Raw genomic sequence first — 25,395 nt, 5'->3', positions numbered from 1 at the left:
GTTGAGATTCCGGGCATCGCCCTCGAGGAGCGCGCCGAGGTTGCGCTGACGTCACGTAGGGCACAATGCCGAGAGTGGCCAAGAACCCCGCCCCGGACGCCAAGCGCAAGGGCAGCAGACGGATGACGGCTGCCGAGCGGCGCGAGCAGCTGATCGCGATCGCTCGGACGCTCTTCGCCGACCGTGGGGTCGACGGGACGACGGTCGAGGAGATCGCCTCACGGGCGTCGGTGTCCAAGCCGGTCGTGTACGAGCACTTCGGCGGCAAGGAAGGGCTGTACGCGGTGGTCGTCGACCGCGAGGTCCGCACGCTCCTCGACATGATGCGCGCCGCTCTCACCACAGGCGGGCCCCGCGAGCTCCTCCAGGCGGCGGCGGTCGCCCTGCTCACCTACATCGAGACCAGCTCGGACGGGTTTCGGATCCTGGTGCGAGACGCGCCGGTCGGCTCGCCGACCGGGTCCTACGTGAGCATCATCGGTGACGTCGCCAGCCGCGTCGAGGACATCCTCGTCGGAGAGTTCAAACGACGCGGGTACGAGGCCAGGCTGGCGCCGATGTACGCCCAGATGCTCGTCGGCATGGTCTCCACGACAGGCCAGTGGTGGCTCCATGCGCGCCGGCCGACGAAGGACATCGTCGCCGCCCACGTCGTCAACCTCGCCTGGAACGGGCTCTCCAACCTCGAGGCCGAGCCGACCCTCTTCCGCGACGCACCGAAGCCCTAGCGCCGCTTCGCGACGACGAAGGTCCTCGGGAACGGAAGCACCGTCCCGTACCCCTCCCTCGGGTACGCCGAGCGCAACGCCGCCTTGTAGTCCTCCACGAAGCGACCGCGCAGGCCCTCCGGGAGCGCCTCGAGCACCGGACGCGCGCCGGTCCCGGAGATCCACCGGAACACCGGGTCCTCCCCCGGGAGCAGGTGGAGGTAGGTGGTGCCCCAGACGTCGAGCTCCCAGGCGTCGTCGACGAGCAGCTCGAGGTAGGTGCGGGGTGAGACACCGCGCGCCTCCGCCAGCCCAGCGGCATGCTCCGCGTAGGGGTCCTGCGAGGCGAGCTCTCGAAGCAGGACGTGGCTCGGCTCCTGGTGGTTGTCGGGGACCTGGAAGGCCAGCACCCCACCGGGGGCGACGTGCTCACGCAGTCGTGGCACGACCTCGAGCTGGTCAGGCACCCACTGAAACGCGGCGTTGGAGACGACCAGGTCGACGGGGTCCGCGGGAGACCATGCCGCGATGTCGCCCAGCTCGTAGCCCACTGCGGGATCGGCGTTCTCATGCCGCGCCTGTTCGACCATCTCGGGAGAGGAGTCGACCCCCAGGATGGTCGCGGCCGGCCACCGGCCCCTCAGCACGGCGGTCAGGTGGCCTGGTCCGCACCCGAGGTCGACGATCGCGCGGGGCTCGGTCGGGATCCGGGAGACCAGGTCGACGAACGGCCGCGCGCGCTCGGACTCGTACGCGAGGTACAGCGCGGGGTCCCACTGCGCCACGTCAGGCCGCCCAGCCCGCCACGGCGCGGTCGACGTCGGCCCGGAGGGCGTCAGGATCGTCGCACACCGCCGAGACCACCGCCGCGAGCCGCGCGTCGTCGACCGAGAGGACACCCGCCAGCAGCTGCACGGTCCCGATCTCACGTCCGGGGCCCGCGACCGTCGCTCTCAGCGCACGCTCGAGCACCTTCTTGCCGGCACGGGTGAACCGGAGATGTCCTCGGCTCCGCCCTCCGGCACGCTCGAGCGCACCCTCACCGAACGTCGTGTCGGCCTGGGCGCGGACGGCGTCGAGATCGACACCCACGGCCGCCAGCGCCTCCGCGTCGAGCGCACCGCCACCCCCTCGCACGATCTCTCGGCGCACTGCCTCGTGGGTCACCCCGTGGCGTGCCAGCAGCCCGTCGTCCGCACCCCGCCTCACCAGCGCCCCGAGGATGTGGACCGGCTCGATGCGGCGGTCCCCTGCCTCGCGTGCCTCCTCCTGCGCATCGACCACCGCCGAGCGCGCCTCTGCCGCGAATCTTTCGAACATGTCAGCCCTTCCCCTCTCGGTCCTCGCCGCCGTGCTTCTTGTGCGCCGCCTGCCTCGAGACACCCAGGGCGTCGGCGATCTGCTGCCACGACCACCCGAGGGCTCGCGCGCGCTCCACCTGGAGGCGCTCGAGACGGTCGGCGAGCTCGCGGAGCGCACGGACCGCACGGAGGCCCACGGCGGGATCAGAGTCGGTCAGCGGGTCGGCGTCGAACATGCTGTCAACCGTAATTGACGCAGTTGGCAGGCGTCAACCCTTATTGACATGTGGGTCACCCCGGCGCGTCGGCGTGCGCGAACTCTCGATGTCGAGAATCTCGACGGTACGCTGGAGAGGTGGACGATGAGGTGGATCGGCTGGTCGCTGCGTGGCGACGCGAGCGCCCCGACCTCGACGTCGACCCCATGGAGGTGCTGAGCCGGGTGTCCCGGCTCTCCCGGCACCTCGATCTCGCCCGGCGTGAGGCCTTCGCGGACCACGACCTCGAGACGTGGGAGTTCGACGTGCTGTCTGCACTGCGACGCTCCGGCGAGCCGTACCAGCTGTCTCCCGGTCAGCTCCTGCGCGAGACCCTCGTGACCAGCGGCACCATGACCAACCGTATCGACCGGCTGGCGGCTCGTGGCTTCGTCGAGCGCCTCCCCGACCCCGTCGACCGCCGCGGGGTGCAGGTCAGGTTGACCAGCACGGGCAGAGCCGCCGTCGACGCGGCGCTGGAGGCACTGCTGGAGCGCGAGCGTCAGCTGCTCGCGTCTCTCGGAGGCGATGACACGGGACACCTGGTGGCCCTGCTGAGGGGACTGCTGCTTCCCTTCGACGTCAGCAGGTGAGCCCGTCGGCCGGGGCGCTGCCCGCGCACCCCGGCCGACGGCGTCACCGGCGGCGCTGCAGCGCGCTCGGCCACCAGATCCGCGAGCCGATGTCGTACGACAGCGCCGGAACGAGCAGCGAACGTACGACGAGCGCATCGAGCAGGACCCCGAAGGCGACCAGGAACGCCAGCTGCGCGAGGAACAGGATCGGGATCACCGCCAGTGCGGAGAACGTCGCGGCAAGCACGATCCCGGCCGACGTGATCACGCCACCGGTGACCACCAACCCATGGAGGATCCCCTGGCGCGTGCCCCGTCGGGCAGACTCCTCCCGCACTCGTGTCATGAGGAAGATGTTGTAGTCGATCCCGAGCGCGACGAGGAACACGAACGCGTAGAGAGGGACGGACGGGTCGGCGCCCTCCCACCCGAACACGTGGGTGAACACGAGTCCGGCCACTCCCAGCGTCGAGAAGAAGCTGAGAACCGTCGTCGCGACCAGCAGCACGGGGGCGAGCACCGACCGCAGCAGCACGATCAGGACCAGCAGGATGACCGCGAGGACGACCGGGATGATGACCGTCCGGTCGCGCTCCGCGACGTCGTTGCCGTCGACCTGCTGTGCCGTGGAGCCGCCGACCAGGACGTCGTCGCCCAGCTCGTGAAGCTCGTCGCGCAAGGTCCGGACCGTCTCCTCGGCGGCGTGGCTGTCCGCCGCGTCCTCGAGCGTGACCTCGACGACGACACGCCCGTCGACCACCATGGGAGGCGGGGCGTCGCCCGTCGGCGGTCCGCTCGTACGCTCGGCCATCGGCATGGCGGAAGCCACGCCGTCGGTGCCCTCGACGACCTTGACGACCTCCTCGAGGTCGTCCTCCGGAGCCACCACGACAGCCGGCGAACCCGAACCGCCCGGGAAGTGACGCGCCAGCGCCTCCTGGCCCTGCACCGCCTCGACCTCACCGAGGAACAGGTCGCTCTGCGAGACGCCCGACGCGTTGAAGGTCGGGACGAACGCCGCCGCGGCCACGAGTGCGAGGGTCGCACCGACCCAGAGGCGGCGCGGCCGTCGCTCGACCTGGCCCGCGACCTTGCCCCAGACGCCTGATTCCTCCGGCTTGGCCGTGCCCACGTGCGGCTTGAACGGCCAGAACGCGACCCTGCCCAGGAGGACGAGGGCGGCAGGCAGGAAGGTGAGCGCCGACAGCATCGCCGCGGCGATGCCGAGGGCAGCCACCGGCCCCAGACTCCGGTTGGAGGTGAGGTCGGACAGCAGGAGGCAGAGCAAGCCCAGGATGACCGTGCTCCCGGAGGCGATGATCGGACGCAGCGCACGGCGCCACGCGACGAGCATCGCGGAGAACCGGTCGTCGTGGACGCGCAGCTCCTCTCGATATCGCGCGACGAGCAGCAGGGCGTAGTCGGTCGCCGCACCCACTACCAGGATCGACATGATCCCCTGGCTCTGGCCGTTGAGGTCGAGCACGCCGCCGTCGGCGAGCTGGTAGACCACGAAGGCGGCGAGACCGAGCCCCAGGACGGACGTGAGGAGCACGGCGAAGGGCAGCAGCGGACTTCGGTAGACGATCAGCAGGATGACGAGGACGACGGCGAGCGCGACTCCGAGCAGGATCCCGTCGATGCCGCCGAACGCCGCTCCGAGATCGGCGGCGAACCCGCCGGGCCCGGTCACGTACGGCGTGGCTCCGTCCACCTCTTCGACAACGCCGCGGATGTCGTCGACGACGGTCTCGATGTCACCCTCGTACGACGCACCCACCTGCACGAACCCCGACAGGGCATCACCGTCCTCCGAGGGAACCGGTGGACTGATCTGCCCCTCGATGCCCTCGACCTTCGACACGGCGTCGAGCTGCTGCGCGGCGGCCGCTCGACCCTCGGCGGAGATCGGGCCGTCCGACTCCCAGATGATGACGATCGGCACGGACTCGGGAGCGAACTTCTCCTCGATCGCCGCGACCTCGGTCGACTCCGCACTCTCGGGCAGGAAGGCGGCGTTGTCGTTCTCCGAGACCTCCGACAGCTTTCCGGCGAAGGGCCCGGCGAGCCCTCCGAGAACCAGCCACAGGAGCACGAGCGCGATCGGCAGCACCCACCGGATCCGAGAATGCGACCGTTCGCCGGATTCGCGCTGAGACACTGTCACTCCATTAGGTAGATAATCTATCTTTCAAGGAGTCCTCAATCTAACATCTCCGCGAGCTGAAGCCAGATCGACTCCAGCTCCTCGCGCTCGCCAGCGATCTCCGACAGCCGCTTCTGGAGCTCGGTCAGCCTTCCGACATCCGTCGCGTTCGCCGCCATCTCGTTCTCAATCGCTGACGCCTGCTCGCTCAGCCGGGCCAACCGGCGGTCGATGCGTGCCATCTCCTTGTGCGCCGCGCGCTCCTCGGCTCCCGACATGCCCGCCTGTGGGGAGGTAGACGGTGCGCCCGCGGAGACCGACGCCGCAGCGTCGGCGCCCGACGTACGCCGAGCCCCCGGCGCTCCCGGGTGGTACTCCTCCACTCCTCCCACCAGCATGCGGATCGATCCGTCACCCGGCAGCTCGAACACCGTGTCGGTGACGCGCTCGAGGAAGTAGCGGTCGTGCGAGACGGCCACCAGCGTGCCCGGCCACCGGTCGAGGTAGTCCTCGATCACGGTCAAGGTGTCGATGTCCAGGTCGTTGGTCGGCTCGTCGAGAAGCAGGACGTTGGGCTCAGCCTGGAGGATCCGCATCACCTGGAGCCGCCGTCGCTCGCCACCCGACAGGTCGCCGATGCGCGCCGTGAGGAGGTCCCCGGTGAACCCGAACCCCTCGAGGAGGGTGCTGGACTGGAGCTCCGGTCCCTTCACCGCGTCGAGCACGCGCTGAGTGGGGTCCATCTCGTCGAGAGCCTGCGAGAGATAGGCCACGGTGACGGTCTTGCCGCGCTTCACGCGGCCGGAGTCAGGCGCGACCTCGCCGGTGAGGAGCCGCATGATCGAGGTCTTGCCGGTGCCGTTCGGCCCGACCAGCCCCACCCGGTCACCGGGACCGAGCCGCCAGGTCGCACGGTCGAGGATCAGCGCGTCTCCGCGCACCAGCGAGACGTCCTCGAGATCAAACACGTCCTTGCCGAGACGCTGGGTCGCGAACCGCTCGAGCTCGAGGCGGTCACGTGGCGGCGGCTCGTCCGCGATCAGGGTGTTGGCGGCCTCGATGCGGAACTTCGGCTTCGACGTGCGGGCTGGCGGACCTCGCCGGAGCCACGCGAGCTCCTTGCGGACGAGGTTGCGCCGGCGGGACTCGGTCGCCGCCGCCTGGCGGTCACGCTCGGCCCGCGCGAGGACGTACGCCGCGTAGCCGCCGTCGTACTGGTCGACGACGCCGTCGTGCACCTCCCACGTGCGGGTGGCGACCTCGTCGAGGAACCAGCGGTCGTGGGTGACGACCACGAGGGCGCACTCGCGCCGGCGCACGTGACGGGCCAGCCAGGCGATGGCGTCGATGTCCAGGTGGTTGGTGGGCTCGTCGAGGACGAGGAGATCGTGCTGACCGAGCAGGAGCCGGGCCAGGGAGGCGCGGCGTCGCTCGCCGCCGGACATGCCCTCGACGATGCGGTCCAGCGGGATCCCGGCCAGCAGCACCGTCACGATCTCTCGCGTCGTCGCGTCGGCGGCCCACTCGTGGTCGGCCTTGCCCCCGAGCACGGCCTCCCGGAGCGTGTGCGCCTCGTGGAGGTCGTCACGCTGGTTGAGGAAGCCGACCTCGAGCCCGCGCGTATGGGTGACCCGGCCTGCATCGGGCGGCTCGATCCGAGAGAGGACACGGAGCAGGGTCGTCTTGCCGCCACCGTTGCGGCCGACCACACCGATCCGGTCGGTGGCGGCGATCCCGAGGCTGACCGAGTCCAGCAGGGTGCGGGTGCCGTGGGACTTGTCGACCCCGTCGAGATTCACGAGATTTGGCGGCGGCGTCACTCGAGCAAGACTACGGGGCGGCTCTCGGGCTCCGAGAACCGCGCGGAGTCTCCGGGCACGGCGGTCGCCCTCGTCGCGCGGTCAAATCAGGTGGGCGCCCGGCTCGGGGCCGCTCGCCTGGACCGCGTCGGCGCAGGCACCGCTGCGGAGCAGCAGGCCCGCGAGCTCCTCCGAGTGGGAGGGGTCCTCGGCCAGGACCATCACGGTCGGGCCCGACCCGGACACCAGCGCGCCGAGAGCGTCGGCCTCCCCGGCGACCTCGAGCACACGCGACAGCTCAGGTCGCAGGTCGAGGGAGGCCTTCTGGAGATCGTTCGAGAGAGCGTTGCCGAGCGCGGCCGCATCACCGGCTGCCAGCGCGGTGAGCAGGGCCTGCGGAACGTGAGGCGCCGGCGGCGGGGACTCGGCGTGCATCTCGTCGTACCGGGCATAGACCTCGGCCGTGGAGAGGCCCCGGTCGGCGATCGCGAAGACCCAGTGGAAGCGGCCGCGCGCGAGGACTGGGCTGACCTCCTCGCCGCGCCCTGCGCCGAGCGCGGTCCCACCGTGCAGCAGGAAGGGGACGTCCGAGCCGAGCGTCGCCGCGATCTCCTCGAGCTCGCCACGGGTCGCCTTCGTACCCCACAACGCGTCACACGCGACCAGGGCGGCCGCCGCGTCCGCCGACCCGCCTGCCATTCCTCCCATGACCGGGATGGCCTTGCGGATGGCGAGACCGGCCCCGGCCTCGACGCCGAAGGCGTCACGCAGGGCGCAGGCGGCCTTCACCGCGAGGTTGTCGGGTCCCGTCGGCACGGGGGCCTGCTCGCGACGCTCGTCGCCGGCGAACTGCACGCTCACGGTCACCGCGCCGTCCTCGACCTCCGTGGCCCGCACCTCGTCGCACAGGTCCACGGCCTGGTAGACCGTCGCGAGCGGGTGGTAGCCGTCATCACGCCGCGGTCCCACGCCGAGGCACAGGTTGATCTTCGCCGGAACCCGGACGGTCGTCGTTCGCACCGGATCAACCTACCGTCCGGCTGCCGGGGCCTCGGGGGCTGCTTCCAGGGCGGCCGCGATGCGGACGAACGCCGCGAGGTCGAGCTGCTCTCCCCGCTCCTGCGGCGGCACTCCGGCGGCCAGCAGCGCAGCCTCGGCGCGGTCGGCACCGCCGGCGATCCCCGCGAGCGCGGCCCGCAACGTCTTGCGGCGCTGGGCGAAGGCGGCGTCGACCACGGCAAACACCTGCCGTCGGTCGGCGTCTCGGGGCGGCTCGCGGCGGGTCCACGCGACGAGACCCGAGTCGACGTTGGGCGCCGGCCAGAACACCGTGCGACCGACCCGACCCGCAGGGCGGACGTCGGCGTACCACGACGCCTTGAGGCTCGGCACGCCGTACGTCTTGGAGCCGGGGCCGGCGGTCAGCCGGTCGGCCACCTCGGCCTGGACCATCACCAGACCGCGCTCGATCGACGGCACGTGCTCGAAGAAGTGCAGCAGCACCGGGACGGAGACGTTGTAGGGCAGGTTCGCGACCAGCGCCGTCGGCGCGGGACCAGGGAGCTCGTGCACCCGAAGGGCGTCGGCGTGCACCACGTCGACGTCGGCCGAGCGGCTCGGCGCGTAGGTGGCGATCGTCGACGGCAACGCCTCAGCCAGGCGCTCGTCGATCTCGACCGCGACGACGCGCCGCGCCGCCTCGAGGAGCGCCAGCGTCAGCGATCCCAGACCAGGCCCCACCTCGAGCACCACGTCGTCGGGCCCCACGCCCGCGACCCGCACGATCCGGCGGACCGTATTGGCGTCGATGACGAAGTTCTGGCCTCGACGCTTCGTCGGCACGACGTCGAGCTCCTCGGCGAGGGCGCGGACGTCACCCTGGCCGAGGAGGCGTACGTCGCCGCTCAGGTCGGGAGCCCGAGCTGCGCCGCGCAGTGCGGCCAACTGCCGTAGCTGCCGCCGTTGGCGTCGCGCAGCTTGGTAGCGACGGCGATCTGCTGCTCGCGCGAGTTCTCGTGCGGGTAGCCCTGGCCGCCGTACGCACGCCAGGTGCCGAGGTTGAACTGGAGGCCGCCGTAGTAGCCGTTGCCGGTGTTGATGCTCCAGTTGCCGCCCGACTCGCACTTGGCCAGACGGTCCCAGACCGAGCCGCTGCCGGGGTCGATGGACGGCGTCGACGGCTTGGTGCCGTGGCGCTCGACCTGTGCACGGGCCGCAGTCACGACGACCCGCTTGACCTCCTTGCGACTGCGGACCTTGCCGTCGGCGCGGACGATCTCGTACGTCACCTTGGCGGTGCCGGGCTTGCCCTCGCGGACGACCTTGGTCTTGCCGGCGGCCATCGAGTCGTCCTCGCGGACCTTGGTGGTGAACGCGACCTTCTCGGTCTTGGTGCGGACGACCTTCGCGACACGCACGACACGCACCCGCATGCTGTCGGTGACCTTCGCCGCGAGACGCGGGGTCACCTCGTCGAGCTCGCCGAGCGTGATGCCGAGTCCGGCGAGGGCGTCCTTGACGGTCGCGCCGCTCGTGAAGGCCGCGCGGCGGGTGCCGTCGGCGACGAGCCGGATCTTGGTGGGGCTGGTGATCGTCAGCGCGAGACCGTCGCGGGGCACCACGGCCGAGCGGCTGGTCGACAGCTCCGCGGCCGCGTGCGGCCGGATGCCGAGCTGGTCGAGCGCCTCGTCGACGCGGAGAGCGGTCGTCCAGTAGGTCTTGGCCGCTCCGTCGACGGTGAGCACGAGCTTGCGCGCGTAGCGGACGGCGACCTTGGTGCCGTCCTCGATGTCGGCGTCGGCCGCGGGGAGGACCACGTCACGCTCTCCGAGGTCGATGCCCTCGGCGTCCAGGACGTCGGCGACGGTGCCACCGAAGGTGCGGACCGTGGTCTCCTTGCCGTCCACGCTGAGCGTGACGGTCTTGTTGAGCACGGTGAAGGCGAGAACGCCGGCCACGATAGCGGCGACGACGACAGCGCTCACGGTGGTGAGTGCAAGGCGGGTACGCACGAAGCTCCCTCGGGGGTCGGGACACAAACTCTCGGCAGAGTAACCAGATCGTGACGTGAAACCCAACCCCCCGTGGCCTGAGTCACAGTCCACCAGGGAACTTACCTTGTTGTGGTTTCGTCTCGCGAGAGCGCCTCAGCCCCAGGTGCCGCCGAACGCAGCATCGGTGTTGGTGTCGATCGCCTCACACAGCTCCTCGAGCTCGGCTCCGAGGACGGCGGCCATCGCGCGCACCGTCGTCGGCACCAGATAGGAGGCGTTCGGACGGCCCCGGTAGGGCGTCGGAGTGAGGAACGGAGCGTCGGTCTCGACCAGGACGCGGTCCATCGGGGTGACGGCGAGCGCGTCGCGGACCGGCTGCGCGTTCTTGAACGTGAGCGTCCCGGAGTACGACAGCCAGTAGCCCCGCTCGACGCACGCCCGAGCGAAGTCGGCGTGCCCCGAGAAGCAGTGCATGACGGTCCGCTCGGGAGCCCCCACCTCGTCGAGCACCGCGAGCACGTCGGCATGGGCGTCGCGGTCGTGGATGACGAGGGTTCTGTCGTGCTCCTTGGCCATCGCGATGTGAGCCCGGAACGACGCGTGCTGCGCCGTACGGCCGTCCTCACCGGTCCGGTAGTAGTCCAGCCCGGTCTCCCCCACGGCGCGCACCCGCGGACTCGAGACGACCAGCGACTCGATCTCGGCGAGGGCGTCGTCGAGCCGCCCTTCGGCCGCCAGCCGAGGCGCTTCGTTGGGGTGGAGCGCGACACCCGCGACGACGGAGTCGTGGGACTCGGCTGCCTTCACCGCCCACCGAGCACCGGGCAGGTCGCACCCGATCTGGACGATCCGTGTCACATTCACCTGGCGGGCACGGTCGACCGCGTCGACGACCGCGAGCTGCTCGGCGGAGTCGTCCATGTCGAGGTGGCAGTGGCTGTCGGCCACCGGGCGCGGGAGCGGCTCCGGCAGCGGCGGCCGCTCTCCGTCACGGCTCACGCGGGTGCTTCCTCTCGGACGATGGGCGCCCACTCCGGGCCGGTCTCCGCCAGCGAGGGGTCGAGCTTGGCGAACAGCGGCGTCGGCTTGACCAAGGGCGTCCCCGCGACGATCTCGGTCCGGCGCCACACCGCCTGCTCGGCGGTGTAGTCACCGGTGATGACGGGATAGCTGACGCCCATCTCGGGCACGCCCACCCCGATCGGGTCGGCAGGCAGGTCGTCTCGCACCTCGCGGACCTCGGGCTGTGCCGCCCACACTCCGGTGCCGCCCAGCGTCTCGAACACCCGCTGCGCCGCGTGCGGGAGGAACGGGGTCAGCAGCGTGTTGGCGTCGGCCACGATCTGGAGGGCGGTGTGCAGCACGGTCGCCTGACGCTCACGGTCCTGCTTGAGCTTCCACGGCTCCATGTCCGAGAGATAGCGGTTGGCGAGGGTCACCACGCGCATCGCCTCGGCGACGGCCTGCTTGAAGCGGCTCCGCGCCAGGTGGTCACCGACGGTGTCGAAGGCGGCCGCGGCCGCGTCGAGGAGAGCCTGGTCGACGTCGGTCAGTGCGCCTGGCGTCGGGATCTCTCCGAAGTTCTTGTGGGCCATCGAGACCGAGCGGTTGACGAGGTTGCCCCATTCGTTGGCGAGCTCGAAGTTGGTCCGTCGGACGAACTCCTCCCACGTGAAGTCGGCGTCCTGGTTCTCCGGCCCGGCGACGGCGATGAAGTAGCGCAGCGCGTCGGGGCCGAAGTCGCGAAGGAAGTCGCGGACATAGATGACTGTGCCGCGGCTCGTCGAGAACTTGGAGCCGCTCATCGTCAGGTACTCCGAGGAGACGACCTCGCTCGGCAGCTGGAGCTCGCCGAGCGGACCAGCCTCCCCACCCTTGTCGCCGAGACCGCGGTAGCCCAGCAGCAGCGCCGGCCAGATCTGGGCGTGGAACGTGATGTTGTCCTTGCCCATGAAGTACGCCGACTCGGCGTCTGGGTTCGTCCACCACTCGCGCCACGCCTCCGGGTCACCGGAGCGCACCGCCCACTCGACCGAGGCCGACAGGTAGCCGATGACCGCGTCGAACCAGACGTACAGCTTTTTGTCGTTGCGGTCCGACCAGCCTTCCAGCGGGACAGGCACGCCCCAGTCGATGTCTCGCGTGACGGCCCGCGGACGCAGGTCGTCGACGAGGTTCAGGCTGAACCGCAGGACGTTGGGGCGCCAGTCGGAGCGCGACTTCAACCAGTCGGCGAGCGCGGAGGCGAGCGCGGGCAGGTCCAGGAAGAAGTGCTCGGTCTCGACGAACTCCGGCGTCTCGCCGTTGACCCGGCTGCGCGGGTCGATGAGGTCGGCGGCATCGAGCTGGTTGCCGCAGTTGTCGCACTGGTCGCCGCGCGCACTGTCGTACCCGCAGATCGGGCACGTGCCCTCGATGTAGCGGTCGGGGAGCGTCCGGCCGGTCGACGGGGAGATCGCCCCGGTCGTCAGCCGGGAAACGACGTAGCCGTTGCGGTAGAGGCCGGCGAAGACCTCCTGCGCGATCGCGTAGTGGTTGCGGGTCGTCGTGCGGGTGAACAGGTCGTACGAGACCCCCAGCCCGACGAGGTCGTCGACGATCACGCGGTTGTAGCGGTCGGCCAGCTCGCGTGCGGTGACACCCTCGGCGTCGGCCTGGACGAGGATCGGGGTCCCGTGCTCGTCGGTGCCCGAGACCATCAAGACCCGGTCACCCATCATCCGGTGGTAGCGCGAGAAGATGTCGGAAGGAACTCCGAACCCCGACACGTGACCGATGTGGCGCGGACCGTTGGCGTAGGGCCAGGCGACCGCGGTGAGGACCGTCTTCGACATGCCCTCATCCTACGGAGCCCGGCTCGGGCTCAGCGGCGGAGCCCGCGGGGCAGGACGCGGTCGACGACCTCGGCGGGCGACGGCACCCCTGCGCGCCGCAGGAGTCCGACCCCGGAGCGCTCCTGCATCGCGGCCTCGACGGCACCGGCGACCGCCCGAGCGGCCACGTCGCTCGGGACCGGGACGGTCTTGGGGATCCGGTCGGGACTGTCCCGGCCGGGGCGCGGCACGCGCAGGGCGTCGAGGTCGCCGACGACCTCGACGCCGCTCGCCCGGATGTTGGCGACGACGTCGGTGCTGATCGCTCGCAGCCGCTCGACCGCCCACCGCGGCAGGACGAGACCGGGCGCGCCTGGATCGGGGGGCTGAGCCTTGAGCGCACGTGCGACACCGACACGGACGAAGTGCCGGTAGTCGCGAGGGCTCCAGCTCCTCGAGCGGAACTCCCGGTTGAGGGAGCGCACGAGCTCCACCTCCGGCAGGGTCAACGAGCGGTTGAGCCGGTCGGGCTCGGGCTCGAGGACACCCTCGGGGAGCCCGACCATGGCCTCGAACGTCCGGAGCAGTGTCGAGCGGCGGTCGTCGTCGACGACGACCACCCGCACGCGGTCCGGGCCGACGACGTCGACCCAGCGCTGGACCAGGACGTCGTGCCGGTGCCGTCGCCAGAAGCCCGACCCGTTCGGGTCGTCCTCGCGCAGCGTCTTCTTCAGCCACCGGCGCAAGGACGACACCGAACCGTTCTGGACGTACTGCTGCCACTGCGACGGCGCGATCTTGTCGAGTGGTCGCAGCGTCACCACCACGTGGACGCGATCTCGACCCAGGTCGGTCACGACGCGGTCGACGGCGTCACCCACGGCGTCGGCGAAGAACTCGCTCGAGACCACCACGCGGCCCCGCCCCGGGATCGACGCGACGAAGCGCTCCCAGTCGCTGATGTCGAGCGGCGGCTCCCCGAGCATCGGCCCGTGACCGGTGACGGCGACGACCGCCTGGATCGGCGTACGACTGCGGCCGGGGTAGCGGACGCCGTGCTCACGAAGGGTGGAGGATGCCGCGAAGAATGCGCTCTGCACCGCTGTGGTGCCCGTCTTGTGCGGCCCCACGTGAAGCAGAAGGGCATCCTCGGGCAGCAGCAGAGAGCTCAACGTCAGCGCCTCCGCGACACCCAGTCCGGCAGGAGCCGACGTCGCGCGGCGCCGATCAACTCGCGAGAGGACCTCGGCCGGACCCCACGTGCGGCGGCTCGTCGGGCGGCTCGGACCTCGATATCCTGCACCTCCTGACCCGCGAGCACGAGACCCACCGCGAGGCGGGCGCTGAGCTCGGGGTCGAGCTGGACAGGCCCCAGGTCCTCAGCGCGGGGCCGTGCCCCGAGGGCCAGCGTGGCCGGGTCACCGATCACGCGGGCACCGGAGGCGACGATGGCCTCGGCCATCTCGGCCCCGACCCGCTGTGCAGCCTCGACGCCCCAGGCGGGGGTCTCGATCTTGCGCTCGTCGCGCTCGGGCCGTCGGTGCTTGAGGTAGTGGCCGGCGCGCGTGTTGACGAGGCGGTCGTACAGCGGCATCGCCAGCTTCTCCGACTTGTACTGCACGTTGAAGGCGCGCAGCATCTCTGCCTCGTGGAAGGTCAGCGAGCGGTTCTGGAGGTCGTCGAGGAGCTCGAGGGTGTCGGGCCGTAGTCCGAGGAGCTGCTCGAAGGTGCGCGGCAGGAAGCCGTAGTCGGACCCGTCGAGCATGATCACGACCACGTTGTCGTAGCCGACCACGTCACCCCAGCGGCGTACCAGCGCGTCGTGACGGTGGCGCTGCCAGAACGACGGGGTCGGCGACGTCCCGTTGAAGGTCTTGTCGAGCCACTCGTCGTAGGACTGGGTCAGACCGCGCTGGAGATACTGCTGCCACTGCGACGGGAGGATCTTGGCCAGCGGACGCAGCGTGATCGCCACGGTGAGCTTGTCGCGGCCCAGGTCACGGGCGATGGCCTCGACGTGCTGCTCCTTGGCGTCGGAGAAGAACTCGCTCGAGACGACGAGGCGAGGCTCAGACGACGTGGTCATCTCCTCGACCAGCGCTCGCCAACGCTTCTCCGCGGCTACGGAGTCCTGCTGAGGCAGGACCCGCTCGGTCACCCAGCGCACCGCCACGGACTCGTGCCGGGTGCGGCCGGCGTAGCGGACGCCCTGCGCGAGCACGGCCTCGCGCGCGTTGTCGAACGCTCCCTGCAAGGCGGTGCTGCCCGTCTTGTGCGGCCCGATATGCACCAGCCGCGTGCCCTCGGGAAGGAGCAGGTCGGTCATCACGCGCCTTTCAGTCATCGGTGAGCGAAAGCCTACACGCGCGGTGACGCCGTCAGTCACCGCCCGAAGACGGCCGCCGCACGCCTGCGAGCGCGTCGCGCAAGCTCACGGACGAGGACGCCGCTGGTGGTCGCGGTCAGGCTCGCGGTCGTCACCGGAGCGCCGCGTAGGAGCTTGATCTCGGCCGAGCTGCGTCGGTTCGCGGACTGGAGGAGGTTGTGCGACGCCGCGGCGAGCGCGGCAGCGAGTTGAGCGCCCGCCTCGGGGCTGAGCCGTACCTCCGGTGGCGGAGACGCCGTGCGGCGCTCTCCCAGGATGCCGAGGTCACCCACCACCCGTACGCCGGAGCCGGCGATGGAACGGGCCATCTCGGTCCCGACGGTGGCTGCGGCGTCGAGCGCCCACTGCGGGGTGTAGGGCTTCGGCTCGTCCGGCGCCGGCCGGCGTTGCTTGAGATAGACGTCGGCGCCGGCGTTCAGCAGCCGGTAGTGGACGCGAGGCTCGATCCCCATCTGCGCGAGTGCCCGGTGGTAGGCCTGCATGAGGTCGGCCTCGGCGGCGGTGAGCGAGCGGTTCTCCTGGTCCTCCTCCGGGACGAGCGAGCCGTCGGGGAGACCGAGCATCTGCTCGAAGGACCGCGGCAGCAGCCTCCGGTCGGAGGAGTCGAGGACCACGACGGTCACCCGCTCCGGCCCGACGGCGGCAGCCCACCGCGCGACCAGGTGGTCATGGCGGTGCGGCACCCAGAACGAACCGCGGGGATAGTGACCGCGAGCGTCGGCGTCGAACATGGCGCGCAGCCACTCCTCGTACGGCAGACGCGCCGTCCGCAGGACGTACTGCTGCCACTGGGACGGGAGGATCGACACGAGCGGGCGCAACGTCACGGCGACGTGGACACCGGGGCCGAGGGCGTCGACCACCCGGTCGATGTGGGTCGGCAGCGCGTGCGAGAACACCTCGCTGCTGACCACCACCCGCGCCTCGTCCGCGGTCCGGATCTCGTCGGCGAGCCGCTCCCAGCGACGTCGAGCACGCTCAGCGTCGTGGTACGGACGGATGCGGTCGACCGCGTGCAGCACCGCCAGCGTCTCCTGCCGCAGGTCGCCCGCGCGCCGCACACCGTGGTCGGCGAGCACGGGACGGGCCTGGTGGAGAGCCGACTGAAGGGCCGTGCTGCCCGTCTTGTAGGGGCCGATATGGACCAGTCGTGCGCCTTCGGGGACCAGCAGGTCACTCGCGGACATGGTGTTGCGCTCCTTGTGGCACCTCGGCGGGCGCACCGCCCCGTGGCACGCAGAACCGCCGTCTGCTAGCGGTGGACGAGATCAAACACTACACGCCGACGCACGCCGGTCTGGCGGGCGACGTCGGCGATGGCGTCCTTGCGCGACATGCCCGCACGCTCGCCGGCCGCGACCATCTCGAGCAAGGTCGCCTCGTCGTACTCGCGCGCCGGCGCACCGTCGACCACGATCGTGATCTCGCCACGGACCCGGGCATCGTCCCCGTCCGGGCGCGCCCAGGACGCCAGCTCCTCGAGGGTGCCCCGCCGGACCTCCTCATAGGTCTTGGTCAGCTCGCGGCACACCGCGCCACGCCTCTGCCCACCGAACGCCGCCACCATCGCGTCGAGCGTGTCGGCCGTACGGTGCGGCGACTCGAAGAAGACCATCGTGCGCGGCTCGTCGGCGAGGGCCGCGAGCCCGCGGTCACGCTCACCGGTCTTGCGCGGCAGGAATCCCTCGAAGGTGAAGCGGTCCACGGGCAGCCCGGACACGGCGAGCGCGGCGAGCGCCGCCGAGGGGCCCGGGGCAACCGTGACCTCGAGCCCGCCCTCGACCGCGGCGGCGACGAGGCGGTAGCCGGGATCCGACACGCTCGGCATCCCGGCGTCGGTGACGAGCAGGACCGTACGGCCGGCCTCGAGGTCGGCAACCAGCTCCGGTGTGCGCCGGGACTCGTTGCCCTCGAAGTACGACACGATGCGCCCGCTGATCCGTACGTCCAGGTCGGAGGCGAGGCGGTGCAGCCGACGGGTGTCCTCGGCCGCCACGACATCGGCGCTCCCCAGCAGATCGCGCAGCCGCTGCGACGCGTCGGCGGGGTTCCCGATGGGTGTCGCGGCGAGGACCAGCACGGGCCTAGCCTACGGTCGCCGTCCGCGACCGGCTTCGCCGCCACGTGGCGGCCGCTAGGGTTGCCGCGTGTCCGTGACCGTCGACGAGCGCAACGGGAGCAGCGAGAGGTTCGCGCCGCTGGGCCGCACGCCCGAGGGTGCGCCGCTCCCGCCGCTGCGCGACCGGTTCCGCTCGCGGATCGCCGACTCCCCCCGGCTGCTCGGCTGGCTGGGTCCGATCGCCGTCACGCTGCTGGCGTTCGCCGCGCGTGTCTGGCGCCTGGAGTATCCACCGCGCCTCCTCTTCGACGAGACCTACTACGCCAAGGACGCCTGGTCGCTGCTGCGGTTCGGCTACGCGCAGGACTGGGTCGAGGACGCCAACGCGAAGGTCGAGGCCGGGCAGACGACCGGTCTGTGGACCGGAGAGCCGACACAGGTCGTCCACCCCGAGGTCGGCAAGTGGATGATCGCGATCGGCGAGCAGCTGTTCGGGATGAACGCGTTCGGCTGGCGCATCTCGGCGGCCGTCGTCGGTGCGTTGACCGTGCTGGTCCTCGCCCGGATGGTCCGCCGCCTCAGCGGCTCCACGGTGCTCGGCTGCCTCGCGGGCCTGCTCCTCGCCGTCGACGGCGTGCACCTGGTGATGTCCCGGCTCGCGCTCCTCGACGTGTTCCTCGCGTTCTGGCTGGTGTGCGCGGTCGCGTGCGTCGTCGCCGACCGAGAGTGGGGTCGCACCCGGATCGCCCGGCGCTACGCCACCACCGAGACCGTTTCGGGCTTCGGTCCGGTCCGGATGCTCCTGCTGCGCCCGTGGCGCCTCGCCGCCGGGGTGTGCTTCGGGCTGGCCGTCGGCACCAAGTGGAGCGCCCTGTACGTCCTCGCCGCCGTCGGCGTCTTCGTCTGGGTGCTCGACGTGATCGACCGTCGGGCGATCGGCGTACGCGGTGCGTGGTGGCGCTCGATGATCGTCGACGGACTTCCCGCGTTCGTGTCGCTGGTGATCGTGGCCCTCGTCGTGTACGTCGTGACCTGGACGGGGTTCCTGGTGAACCACGAGGTCTTCGAGGGCCGGTTCGGGCTCGGCTACGGGGACGCGCAACCGTGGGGGTCAGCCATCGACAAGACCGACAGAGGGCTGATCGGAGAGCTGCTGCGACCGCTGGAGTCGCTGTGGCACTACCACCAGATGGTCTACTCGTTCCACACCGGCGACTACCTCGCCGGCAAGTCTCACCCGTACCAGTCGGACCCGTGGGGGTGGCTGGTCCTCAACCGCCCGGTCGGCGTCGACGCCCAGACCGACCTCGCCGCCTCGACGCCGGGATGTGCGGCGAGCGGGACCGAGACGTGCATCCGTCAGGTGCTCATCCTCGGCAACCCCGCCGTCTGGTGGGGCGGGCTGGCGGCACTCGTCGCGTCCGTCTGGTTCTGGCTGCGCGACCGCGACTGGCGGTTCGGTCTCGTCGTGCTCGTGGTCGTGTCGTCCTGGTTGCCGTGGTTCGCCTACGACGACCGGCCGATCTTCCTCTTCTACGCGACCGCCTTCGTCCCGTTCACGTGCGCCGCGATCGCGCTCGTCGCCGGTCGGCTGCTCCGAGGGTCCCGCGGAAGCCGTCTGCGGTGGTGGGCGCCCGCGGCCCTCGGCACCTACGTGGCCGTGGCCCTGGCACTCGCCGCGTTCTTCTTCCCGATCTGGACCGACATCCTGATCACCCACGAGGAGTGGCTCCAGCGGATGTGGTTCTCCCGCTGGGTCTGATCCCCTAGCGCCGACCGAGTCGGTCGTGGCTCTCCTGCAGGAACGCGCGACTCCTGGGATCGGTGGTCAGCGAGATCGCCTTGGCGTACGCCGCCCTCGCCTCGTCCTCGCACTGCTCCCCCAGCTCGGCGAGCAGGTGGGCGCGCAGCGCCCACGCCGGCTGGAACCGGCGTGCGGCGTCGGAGTCTCCCTCCGCCGTGACACCGTCGAGGACGGCGAGCCCGGCTCGTGCCCCCTCCACACGCGCTGTCGCCGCGGCGAGTGCGACCTGCGCTCCCAGGGTCGGCGCGGTCGCGACGAGGGCCCGGTGCAGCCGCAACAGGGCGGCGTGGTCCGTACGGCCGGTGCGAGCGCGGTCGCAGTGCGCCGACTGGATCGCTGCCTCGAGCTGGAACCGCCCAGGTCTGCCACGGTGGGCTGCCGCGTGCAGGAGGCGCTCTCCGTGCGCGATGAGCTCGTCGTCCCATCGAGCCGGGTCCTGGACGTCGAGCGGCACGTACGCGCCGACCTCGTCCGTGCGTGCTCCTGCGCGTGCCAGCGAGAGGGAGACCAGCGCCGCGAGGCCGAGCGCCTCGGGCTCGTCAGGCAGGAGGGCGGCGAGGAGCACCGCGAGGTAGTGGGCCTCCCCGGCTGTCGAGGTCCTAAGGGCGGTGCTCGGAACCGCGGACCAGTCGATCGCGTACGCGCCGTAGACCGCCTCGAGCACGGCAGGAAGCCGCTGCGGCATGACGTCACGGTCGGGGACGACGAAGGGGATCCGGGCTTCACGGATCCGGCGCTTCGCACGCACGAGACGCTGCGCCATCGCGGTGGTCGGCACGACGTAGGCCTCCGCGATCCGTTGGGAGTCCAGCCCGAGGACGGTCTGGAGCATCAACGGCGTGCGGACCGACGCATCGATCGCCGGGTGGGCGCACACGAAGAGGAGCGCGAGCCGCTCGTCGGGGATGCGGCCGGCGGCCGACTGGTCTGCGTCCACGACCGCGATCGCCTCGTCAGGCATCGGCGAGGACGTCCGACGTGCCGCCGAGCGAAAGAGGTCGCGGAGCCGGTTGCGCCCTGCGGTGAGCAGCCATGCGTCCGGGTTGTCCGGCACGCCACGGTCGGGCCAGGTCACGAGCGCCCTCTCGAACGCGTCGGCCAGAGCGTCCTCCGCGGTGGCGATGTCTCCGTCAGCGGCCGCGAGGAGCGCGAGCAGGCGGCCGTACGAGGCACGGGCCGCCCGCTCCGCCTCCCCGTACGCCCTCAGGGCTGGTACCACTGCCGCTCACGACTCCACGTGAGCGCCGTCGGCCGGACCTCGACGGTCCCGTAGGTCGCCCCGGGGCACTTCTGCGCCCAGGCGAGCGCAGCGTCGAGGTCGGGCACGTCGATGACGACGATCCCGCCGACGTACTCCTTCGTGTCGGCGAACGGCCCGTCCTGGATCTTCGGCTCACCGTCGACCGCGGTCACGGTCGTCGCCACCTCCGGCATGCCGAGGATCTGGGTCGTGACGAAGGCGCCCGCCTCGTCGAGGTCCTTCACGTACGTCTCGAACGCGGCCTTGACAGGCGCCATGTCGTCCTCGCTGATGCCCGCGTCACGCGGGTCGGCGTTGTGGATGAAGAGCGTGTACAACATCGGAGGTCCTTCCGTCGGTGTCGATCCTGACACCGTGATGACGGACGAGCCACCGGTCGATCGACACCTGGTGCAGGTTGCCGGAGCTCAGAGCTCCTCGTGCGTGTCCGGATCCCCGCCGCTGCGCGTCTGCGGACGGTCGCCGATCGCCACCATCTCCTCCTCGCTCAGTGAGAACCCGAAGACGTCGAGGTTGTCCCGCTGCCGTCGCGGGTCGCTCGACTTCGGGATCGGCACCACGCCACGCTGGACGTGCCAGCGCAGCGTGACCTGGGCCGGGGTGACCCCGTGCCGCTCCGCGATCTCGACGATCGTCGCCTCGGTGAGAAGGTCGGTCTTGCGGGCGAGCGGCTGCCACGCCTCGGTGACGATCCCGTGGTCGGCGTCGTACGCCCGCAGCTCGTCCTGCACGAAGTAGGGGTGGAGCTCGATCTGGTTCACGACGGGAGCGACGCCGGTCTCGGCGACGAGGCGGTCGATCTGGTCGGGCGTGAAGTTGGAGACGCCGAGGCTGTTGACGAGCCCGTCGTCGCGCAGCCGGATCATCGCCCGCCACGAGTCGACGTACCGGTCGAGCCGCGGGAGAGGCCAGTGGATGAGATAGAGATCGACGTAGTCGAGCCCGAGCCGTTCGCGCGACTCACCGAACGCGCGCAGCGTGGGCTCGTAGCCCTGATCCTCTCCACGCAGCTTGGTGGTGACGACCACCTCGTCACGAGGCACCTCGCTCATCACGACGCCCTGCCCCACTCCCGCCTCGTTGCCGTACGAGGCGGCGGTGTCGACCAGGCGGTAGCCGATGTCGAGGGCGCTGCGGACGGCGTCGGCGGCTTCGGCGTCGTCCATCGGATAGGTTCCGAGGCCGATCGTCGGCAGCTCGAGCCCGTCGGCCATGGTCGTCGTGGGTGCCTTCATGACCCGAGCCTGGCACTGCCCCGGCACGGACGCAGAGCGGAAGCGGCTACCGCCGACGAAGACCGGTCAACACCCGGTCGAGCCCGGCGTGGGCCGCGTCGCGGACGGGCTCGCCCTCCTGAGCGAGCCACAGCGCGGTCTCGTTCATCGCCCCCGACAGCAAGGTCGCGAGTGCGGCGACCTCGTCGGGCGCGACGTCACCGCGCGTCCCGAGCTGGTGCAGCCCTTCCTCGAGGAGGCGGCGCGAGCTGGCCGCGTCCCCGTCACGCCACTCCTGCCATCCGAGGACGGCGGGACCGTCGACCAGCATCACACGGCGCGCACCGTCGGAGGCAGCAGCGTCGAGGAAGGCATGGCAGCCCGCGACCAGGCCTTCCCACGGATCGGACTCCGCGAGGGCCGCCGCCTGGACGGCGTCGCCGACCGACGCCTGCACCTTCGCCAGCGCCGCGGAGAACAGCCCACGCTTGCTCCCGAAGTGGTGGTAGACGGCACCGCGCGTCTGGCCAGCCGCGACAGCGACCTCTTCCAGCCCGACCGCGTCGTACCCGTGCTCGGCGAACAGTGCGCAGGCGAGATGCACGAGGTGGGCGCGGTTCACCTCGCTCTGCGCCTTCGACGAGCGACCCATCGGGAACCCTTTCCACAGATACATGCGCAGTGTATGTTACCTGATACCTACACTTCGCACGTATTTGGAGGAGCCATGACTCTCACGAGCTTCTACCCCGTGCTCGGGACGCACGACGTCGCCGAGGCGGCGACGTACTACGAGCAGTGGTTCGGCTTCCGCCGCACCTTCACGTCCGACTGGTACGTCAGCCTCGAACGCGACGGCTACGAGCTTGCGCTGCTCGATCCCGACCACCCCACAGTCCCGGGCGGGTACGGGGTCCCGGCACGCGGCACGATCCTGAACGTGGAGGTCGACGACGTCGACACCGAGTACGCACGACTGGTCACCGACGGAGGACTCACCCCCGTGCTGGAGCTCCGGTCGGAACCGTTCGGGCAGCGCCACTTCATCCTGGACGCACCCGGCGGCATCCTCGTCGACGTCATCACGCCGATCCCACCGAGCTCCGCGTACGCCGAGGCGTTCGACTCCGAGCAGCGCGCTGAGCTCACGTCGAGTTGAGCTCGAGGGTCGGGTCATGACGATCACCACGCTTCGACCTCACGGATGGCGTCGAGGCCGTCGTGGCGGGTGGTGTCTGCCGTCGGGGCTGCTCCTCGTCGGACGTGACGCCATCGCCGCCGGTCGCAGGACGAGGGCCGCGGCGAGGTCGACGGCCTCGTCCTTGGTGTACGCGCCATGGTCGGCCGCCATGAAGTACTGCCCGATGGCCGTGGCGAACGCCAGGGTGCTGCGGGCCTCGATCTCGGACTCGTCGGTGATGTAGGTCCTGAACATCGCCCGCAGGAACTCGATGCGAATGTTGTCGACCCGGCGCAGACGCTCGGCCACGCCGTGGTCGTGCCGCGCCCACGACCGGACGGCGAGGTCGATCGGCAGCAGGGCGTCGGAGAAGGTCAGCGCACCGGCGAGCTGCATCGTCTCGCGCGCACTCCGTCCCTCCTCCTCGGCGATGGCGATCGCCTCGTCGGTGCTGCGGCGCTCCCACTCGGCGAGCATCTGCTCCAGGAGCGCGTCGCGATTGGCGAAGTATCCGTAGAAGCCGCCCTTGGTCACTCCCAGCCTGGCAGCGAGGGTCTCGACACGGACAGCACCGGGCCCACCGTCGACGAGCGCCTCAAGTCCAGCGGTGATCCACCGCTCACGGGTGACGCGAGGGGAAGCGGGCATGCGACGACTCCTGGATCGAGGACCATTCCGCCGGACGGCGTTATACGGTACCGTACATTATTCGGTGCCGTATAAACGATGCAGGAGGCATCATGCAGCTACCCACCACCAGCTGGAGCGCGCTGGACGCACCCGACTACGCCGACGTCTTCTCCCACAGGTCCGACGTCGACACGACCGCCGAGCACTGGGCCCGAGTCATGTTCGGGAACACCCCGGGCCTGCTCGGGACGCTGCTCTTCCGTGGGCTACTGGGCCTCCGGATCACCCACCGCCGCTCGCGCGACACCATCGGAGGCTGGCGCGTCGCGGCGCGCACCGACGAGGCAGTCCGCCTGGAGGCCCGCTCATGGTTCCTCACCGGCGAGCTGGTCGTGCTGGCCGCTGCGGGCTCCGTCACGCTCGTGACCTCCATGCGCTACGACCGGCGCCTCGCGGCGATCGTCTGGCCGGCGATCGCCGTCGTCCACCGCCGCGTGGCGCCGGGGCTGCTGCGCGACGCCGCGACCGCCATCGCGCAGAAGAACCGGTGACCGCGGCAGAACGACGAAGGCCGGGTCCGCGACTGCGAACCCGGCCTTCGGCTGGTGGAGCTACGGGGATTCGAACCCCGGACCTTCTCATTGCGAACGAGACGCGCTACCAACTGCGCCATAGCCCCAAAGCGAGATCGAGATTACCACGCGATCAGATGGGTCCCGAACCCGGGGCGCGACGGCCCGTCAGTCACCGACGGCGCGACGGCCGACGTCGGAGTCGCTCTCGGGGACGCCCGTCCCGGCCGCACCGGCGGCAGGGCCGTCACCGAAGTCGATCGTCCGGACCGTCCGCGCGACGGCGGGCTTGGTGACGTAGGTCGGAAGGGTGACCGGCACCGGGTCCCAGAGCGTCGTGCCCGAGGTGGTGGCCGACGCGATCGCGTCGTGCACCTGCTGGTCGAGCGCACCCTCGGGCAGCGGACCGCGGACCATCACGTTGCGTCGAGCCGGCTCGTGGTCCTCGATCTGGCCGGAGAGGATCACGGTCATCTCGGTGTCGGGATCGACCTGGAGCTCGACGTCGCCCTCCGCCTCACGCGCAGCGCGTCGCTCGTCACGACGGGCCTCGCGACGGCGGGCACGGGCGGCGCGGGCCTCCGGGTCACTCACCCTCGGCAGCCGCACCGGTCGGCCGATCTCTCGGCGCACCATGACACGGCACAGCACCAGCCACGCGACGACCAGACCACCGGGGATCGCGGCGGCCCACGGCAGCAGGACGCCGGCCACGGACAGGCCGCCGACGACGGCGCACGCCGTGAGGAGAGTCGACAGCACCCGACGACGGCGGCGGGCCGCGAGACGAGCGGCCCGACGGTTGTGACGGCGCGGTGCGGGACGAGACTCAGACGCCGTGTCGGGCACGGCCTCGGTCTCGTCGGCCGGGGCGGGCGAGGCGTCCGGAGTCGCCTGGTCGGTGTCGTCCTTGCGGTGGGTGAGCACCCGCAGCGCCCCGGAGAAGCTGGTCACCGACCCGGCGCGCGTCGCCTCCTCGTGGCGCCGGAGCGCCAGAGGAACGCCGTACGCCACCCAGATGGCGATCACGGCTGCGAAGATCAGACCGGTACCCACAGATGAACCGTACGTGCTGCGGACGGTCACCCCTGCGGACCTCGCCCGGTGTGTCGCGCGGCGGTTCTTGCGGTGTCAGCGATCGACGCCGGCCGCGTCGGCCCTCGCGATGAGCCCGCCGGGCAGAACCTGCTCGGCGGTGATCGCGAACAGCAGGTGGTCGCGCCACGCCCCGTCGATGTGCAGGTAGCGCGGCGCCAGCCCCACCCGGTCGAAACCGAGCTTGTCGACGATGCGCAGGCTCGAACGGTTCTCCGGACGGATCGCGATCTCGATGCGGTGCAGTCCGAGCGCCTCGAAGCAGTGGTCGGTGGCGAGAGCCACCGCCGTGGTCGTGATGCCGCGACCGGCGTACGGCCGCGCGATCCAGTAGCCGATCTGCGCCCAGCGCGCCGAGCCCCAGGTCATCCCGGACACCGTGACCTGGCCGATCATCTCGTCGCCGCCGCCATACGTCGTCACGAACGGGAGCGCCCGACCCTGGGACGCCTGCTGCCGGAGCGAACGGACCGCCGCGCCGTACGAACGCGTCCCGGACGGCGCCGATCGCGGCAGCGTCGCCTCCCACCGGCCCAGCCAGTCGGACGACTCCTGCCGCAGCCGCGCCCACACCCGTGCGTCACCGCGGCGGATGGGGCGCAG

Annotated in this window: 26 protein-coding genes and 1 tRNA gene; 5 read left to right on the top strand and 22 right to left on the bottom strand. The window is 71.0% G+C overall.

Annotation, left to right across the window (positions count from 1 at the left end; translation table 11 throughout):
* Nucleotides 1–65: 65 nt before the first annotated feature.
* A complete protein-coding gene (locus KV102_RS10940) occupies nucleotides 66–728 on the top strand; it encodes a TetR/AcrR family transcriptional regulator (protein ID WP_220343607.1) in 663 nt (220 codons plus the stop codon).
* On the opposite strand, the gene KV102_RS10935 is transcribed toward KV102_RS10940, so the two are convergent.
* Genes KV102_RS10935 through KV102_RS10925 form a run of 3 tightly spaced genes read right to left on the bottom strand, consistent with a single transcriptional unit; the run spans nucleotide 725 to nucleotide 2,244 of the window.
* Complete coding sequence (locus tag KV102_RS10935; protein ID WP_220346191.1) at nucleotides 725–1,492, bottom strand: methyltransferase domain-containing protein; 768 nt, start codon at nucleotides 1,490–1,492, stop codon at nucleotides 725–727. The two genes, KV102_RS10940 and KV102_RS10935, sit on opposite strands and share 4 nt — an antisense overlap.
* Before the next feature lies 1 nt (nucleotide 1,493).
* Nucleotides 1,494–2,027: a Clp protease N-terminal domain-containing protein gene (locus KV102_RS10930; protein ID WP_220343605.1), complete on the bottom strand. Its 534-nt coding sequence runs from the start codon at nucleotides 2,025–2,027 to the stop codon at nucleotides 1,494–1,496.
* 1 nt (nucleotide 2,028) lies between these two features.
* Nucleotides 2,029–2,244, bottom strand: a complete 216-nt coding sequence (locus tag KV102_RS10925; RefSeq protein ID WP_220343604.1) for a helix-turn-helix domain-containing protein — start codon at nucleotides 2,242–2,244, stop codon at nucleotides 2,029–2,031.
* A gap of 119 nt (nucleotides 2,245–2,363) precedes the next feature.
* On the opposite strand from KV102_RS10925, the gene KV102_RS10920 reads away from it, so the two are divergent.
* Nucleotides 2,364–2,858, top strand: a complete 495-nt coding sequence (locus tag KV102_RS10920) for a MarR family winged helix-turn-helix transcriptional regulator (RefSeq protein ID WP_220346190.1) — start codon at nucleotides 2,364–2,366, stop codon at nucleotides 2,856–2,858.
* 43 nt (nucleotides 2,859–2,901) lie between these two features.
* Here KV102_RS10920 and KV102_RS10915 read toward each other — a convergent pair whose 3' ends face one another.
* From KV102_RS10915 to rsmI, 11 genes are all read right to left on the bottom strand, one after another.
* The gene (locus tag KV102_RS10915; protein ID WP_308290303.1) at nucleotides 2,902–4,953 is read right to left on the bottom strand and encodes an MMPL family transporter; all 2,052 of its coding nucleotides are present in this window, start codon (nucleotides 4,951–4,953) and stop codon (nucleotides 2,902–2,904) included.
* Nucleotides 4,954–5,042: 89 nt separating this feature from the next.
* Nucleotides 5,043–6,806 (bottom strand): ABC-F family ATP-binding cassette domain-containing protein, encoded by a 1,764-nt coding sequence (locus KV102_RS10910; protein WP_220346189.1) that lies wholly within the window; start codon nucleotides 6,804–6,806, stop codon nucleotides 5,043–5,045.
* An 81-nt stretch (nucleotides 6,807–6,887) separates the two neighbouring features.
* Nucleotides 6,888–7,805, bottom strand: a complete 918-nt coding sequence (locus KV102_RS10905) for a 4-(cytidine 5'-diphospho)-2-C-methyl-D-erythritol kinase (protein WP_220346188.1) — start codon at nucleotides 7,803–7,805, stop codon at nucleotides 6,888–6,890.
* 9 nt (nucleotides 7,806–7,814) lie between these two features.
* The gene (gene rsmA, locus KV102_RS10900) at nucleotides 7,815–8,729 is read right to left on the bottom strand and encodes a 16S rRNA (adenine(1518)-N(6)/adenine(1519)-N(6))-dimethyltransferase RsmA (RefSeq protein WP_255559636.1); all 915 of its coding nucleotides are present in this window, start codon (nucleotides 8,727–8,729) and stop codon (nucleotides 7,815–7,817) included.
* Nucleotides 8,690–9,769: a resuscitation-promoting factor gene (locus KV102_RS10895; RefSeq protein ID WP_220346187.1), complete on the bottom strand. Its 1,080-nt coding sequence runs from the start codon at nucleotides 9,767–9,769 to the stop codon at nucleotides 8,690–8,692. Before KV102_RS10895 ends, rsmA begins: the two co-directional genes overlap by 40 nt.
* 162 nt (nucleotides 9,770–9,931) lie before the next feature.
* Nucleotides 9,932–10,777: a TatD family hydrolase gene (locus tag KV102_RS10890; protein ID WP_308290301.1), complete on the bottom strand. Its 846-nt coding sequence runs from the start codon at nucleotides 10,775–10,777 to the stop codon at nucleotides 9,932–9,934.
* Complete coding sequence (metG, locus tag KV102_RS10885; protein WP_220346186.1) at nucleotides 10,774–12,612, bottom strand: methionine--tRNA ligase; 1,839 nt, start codon at nucleotides 12,610–12,612, stop codon at nucleotides 10,774–10,776. Before metG ends, KV102_RS10890 begins: the two co-directional genes overlap by 4 nt.
* A 29-nt stretch (nucleotides 12,613–12,641) precedes the next feature.
* Complete coding sequence (locus KV102_RS10880; RefSeq protein ID WP_220343598.1) at nucleotides 12,642–13,763, bottom strand: hypothetical protein; 1,122 nt, start codon at nucleotides 13,761–13,763, stop codon at nucleotides 12,642–12,644.
* 2 nt (nucleotides 13,764–13,765) lie between these two features.
* Nucleotides 13,766–14,935 (bottom strand): hypothetical protein, encoded by a 1,170-nt coding sequence (locus KV102_RS10875; protein ID WP_220346185.1) that lies wholly within the window; start codon nucleotides 14,933–14,935, stop codon nucleotides 13,766–13,768.
* Between the two features lie 38 nt (nucleotides 14,936–14,973).
* Complete coding sequence (locus tag KV102_RS10870; protein WP_220346184.1) at nucleotides 14,974–16,164, bottom strand: hypothetical protein; 1,191 nt, start codon at nucleotides 16,162–16,164, stop codon at nucleotides 14,974–14,976.
* A gap of 65 nt (nucleotides 16,165–16,229) precedes the next feature.
* Nucleotides 16,230–17,057 carry a 16S rRNA (cytidine(1402)-2'-O)-methyltransferase gene (gene rsmI / locus KV102_RS10865; protein WP_220346183.1) on the bottom strand — a complete coding sequence of 276 codons (828 nt, stop codon included), beginning with the start codon at nucleotides 17,055–17,057 and terminating at the stop codon, nucleotides 16,230–16,232.
* A 67-nt stretch (nucleotides 17,058–17,124) separates the two neighbouring features.
* Here rsmI and KV102_RS10860 point away from each other — a divergent pair, with 67 nt between their 5' ends.
* The gene (locus tag KV102_RS10860; RefSeq protein ID WP_220343593.1) at nucleotides 17,125–18,798 is read left to right on the top strand and encodes a dolichyl-phosphate-mannose--protein mannosyltransferase; all 1,674 of its coding nucleotides are present in this window, start codon (nucleotides 17,125–17,127) and stop codon (nucleotides 18,796–18,798) included.
* A 4-nt stretch (nucleotides 18,799–18,802) separates the two neighbouring features.
* Here the strand turns inward: KV102_RS10860 and KV102_RS10855 are convergent, their stop codons facing one another.
* The 4 genes from KV102_RS10855 to KV102_RS10840 form a co-directional block, all read right to left on the bottom strand.
* Complete coding sequence (locus tag KV102_RS10855) at nucleotides 18,803–20,059, bottom strand: RNA polymerase sigma factor (protein WP_220346182.1); 1,257 nt, start codon at nucleotides 20,057–20,059, stop codon at nucleotides 18,803–18,805.
* Nucleotides 20,044–20,421, bottom strand: a complete 378-nt coding sequence (locus tag KV102_RS10850; protein WP_220346181.1) for a YciI family protein — start codon at nucleotides 20,419–20,421, stop codon at nucleotides 20,044–20,046. Before KV102_RS10850 ends, KV102_RS10855 begins: the two co-directional genes overlap by 16 nt.
* 87 nt (nucleotides 20,422–20,508) lie before the next feature.
* Nucleotides 20,509–21,336: an aldo/keto reductase gene (locus KV102_RS10845; protein WP_220346180.1), complete on the bottom strand. Its 828-nt coding sequence runs from the start codon at nucleotides 21,334–21,336 to the stop codon at nucleotides 20,509–20,511.
* 46 nt (nucleotides 21,337–21,382) lie between these two features.
* Complete coding sequence (locus KV102_RS10840; RefSeq protein WP_220343589.1) at nucleotides 21,383–21,967, bottom strand: TetR/AcrR family transcriptional regulator; 585 nt, start codon at nucleotides 21,965–21,967, stop codon at nucleotides 21,383–21,385.
* A 75-nt stretch (nucleotides 21,968–22,042) separates the two neighbouring features.
* Between KV102_RS10840 and KV102_RS10835 the strand changes: the two genes are divergently transcribed.
* Nucleotides 22,043–22,474 carry a VOC family protein gene (locus tag KV102_RS10835; protein WP_220346179.1) on the top strand — a complete coding sequence of 144 codons (432 nt, stop codon included), beginning with the start codon at nucleotides 22,043–22,045 and terminating at the stop codon, nucleotides 22,472–22,474.
* A 39-nt stretch (nucleotides 22,475–22,513) separates the two neighbouring features.
* On the opposite strand, the gene KV102_RS10830 is transcribed toward KV102_RS10835, so the two are convergent.
* A complete protein-coding gene (locus tag KV102_RS10830) occupies nucleotides 22,514–23,143 on the bottom strand; it encodes a TetR/AcrR family transcriptional regulator (RefSeq protein WP_220346178.1) in 630 nt (209 codons plus the stop codon).
* Nucleotides 23,144–23,235: 92 nt separating this feature from the next.
* On the opposite strand from KV102_RS10830, the gene KV102_RS10825 reads away from it, so the two are divergent.
* Nucleotides 23,236–23,676 carry a DUF2867 domain-containing protein gene (locus KV102_RS10825; RefSeq protein WP_220343586.1) on the top strand — a complete coding sequence of 147 codons (441 nt, stop codon included), beginning with the start codon at nucleotides 23,236–23,238 and terminating at the stop codon, nucleotides 23,674–23,676.
* Nucleotides 23,677–23,728: 52 nt separating this feature from the next.
* Here KV102_RS10825 and KV102_RS10820 read toward each other — a convergent pair.
* The 3 genes from KV102_RS10820 to KV102_RS10810 all read right to left on the bottom strand — a co-directional run bounded on the left by KV102_RS10820 (nucleotide 23,729) and on the right by KV102_RS10810 (nucleotide 25,395).
* Nucleotides 23,729–23,804, bottom strand: a tRNA-Ala gene (locus KV102_RS10820).
* Nucleotides 23,805–23,865: 61 nt separating this feature from the next.
* Nucleotides 23,866–24,753, bottom strand: a complete 888-nt coding sequence (locus KV102_RS10815; protein WP_220346177.1) for a hypothetical protein — start codon at nucleotides 24,751–24,753, stop codon at nucleotides 23,866–23,868.
* A gap of 75 nt (nucleotides 24,754–24,828) precedes the next feature.
* Nucleotides 24,829–25,395, bottom strand: a complete 567-nt coding sequence (locus KV102_RS10810; RefSeq protein ID WP_255560885.1) for a GNAT family N-acetyltransferase — start codon at nucleotides 25,393–25,395, stop codon at nucleotides 24,829–24,831.

The organism is Mumia sp. zg.B53 (assembly GCF_019550935.1).
In the GTDB taxonomy this organism is placed as follows: domain Bacteria; phylum Actinomycetota; class Actinomycetes; order Propionibacteriales; family Nocardioidaceae; genus Mumia.
This window is presented reverse-complemented; position numbering and strand designations above follow the sequence as displayed.

Bases quoted from the DNA above. Each gene is read 5' to 3' on its own strand.
- KV102_RS10925 (WP_220343604.1), bottom strand. From the start codon at position 2,244: ATGTTCGACGCCGACCCGCTGACCGACTCTGATCCCGCCGTGGGCCTC.
- KV102_RS10930 (WP_220343605.1), bottom strand. From the start codon at position 2,027: ATGTTCGAAAGATTCGCGGCAGAGGCGCGCTCGGCGGTGGTCGATGCG.
- KV102_RS10940 (WP_220343607.1), top strand. From the start codon at position 66: ATGCCGAGAGTGGCCAAGAACCCCGCCCCGGACGCCAAGCGCAAGGGC.
- KV102_RS10840 (WP_220343589.1), bottom strand. From the start codon at position 21,967: ATGGGTCGCTCGTCGAAGGCGCAGAGCGAGGTGAACCGCGCCCACCTC.
- KV102_RS10835 (WP_220346179.1), top strand. From the start codon at position 22,043: ATGACTCTCACGAGCTTCTACCCCGTGCTCGGGACGCACGACGTCGCC.
- KV102_RS10825 (WP_220343586.1), top strand. From the start codon at position 23,236: ATGCAGCTACCCACCACCAGCTGGAGCGCGCTGGACGCACCCGACTAC.
- KV102_RS10875 (WP_220346185.1), bottom strand. From the start codon at position 14,935: ATGACTGAAAGGCGCGTGATGACCGACCTGCTCCTTCCCGAGGGCACG.
- KV102_RS10870 (WP_220346184.1), bottom strand. From the start codon at position 16,164: ATGTCCGCGAGTGACCTGCTGGTCCCCGAAGGCGCACGACTGGTCCAT.
- KV102_RS10850 (WP_220346181.1), bottom strand. From the start codon at position 20,421: ATGTTGTACACGCTCTTCATCCACAACGCCGACCCGCGTGACGCGGGC.
- KV102_RS10830 (WP_220346178.1), bottom strand. From the start codon at position 23,143: ATGCCCGCTTCCCCTCGCGTCACCCGTGAGCGGTGGATCACCGCTGGA.
- KV102_RS10845 (WP_220346180.1), bottom strand. From the start codon at position 21,336: ATGAAGGCACCCACGACGACCATGGCCGACGGGCTCGAGCTGCCGACG.
- metG (WP_220346186.1), bottom strand. From the start codon at position 12,612: ATGTCGAAGACGGTCCTCACCGCGGTCGCCTGGCCCTACGCCAACGGT.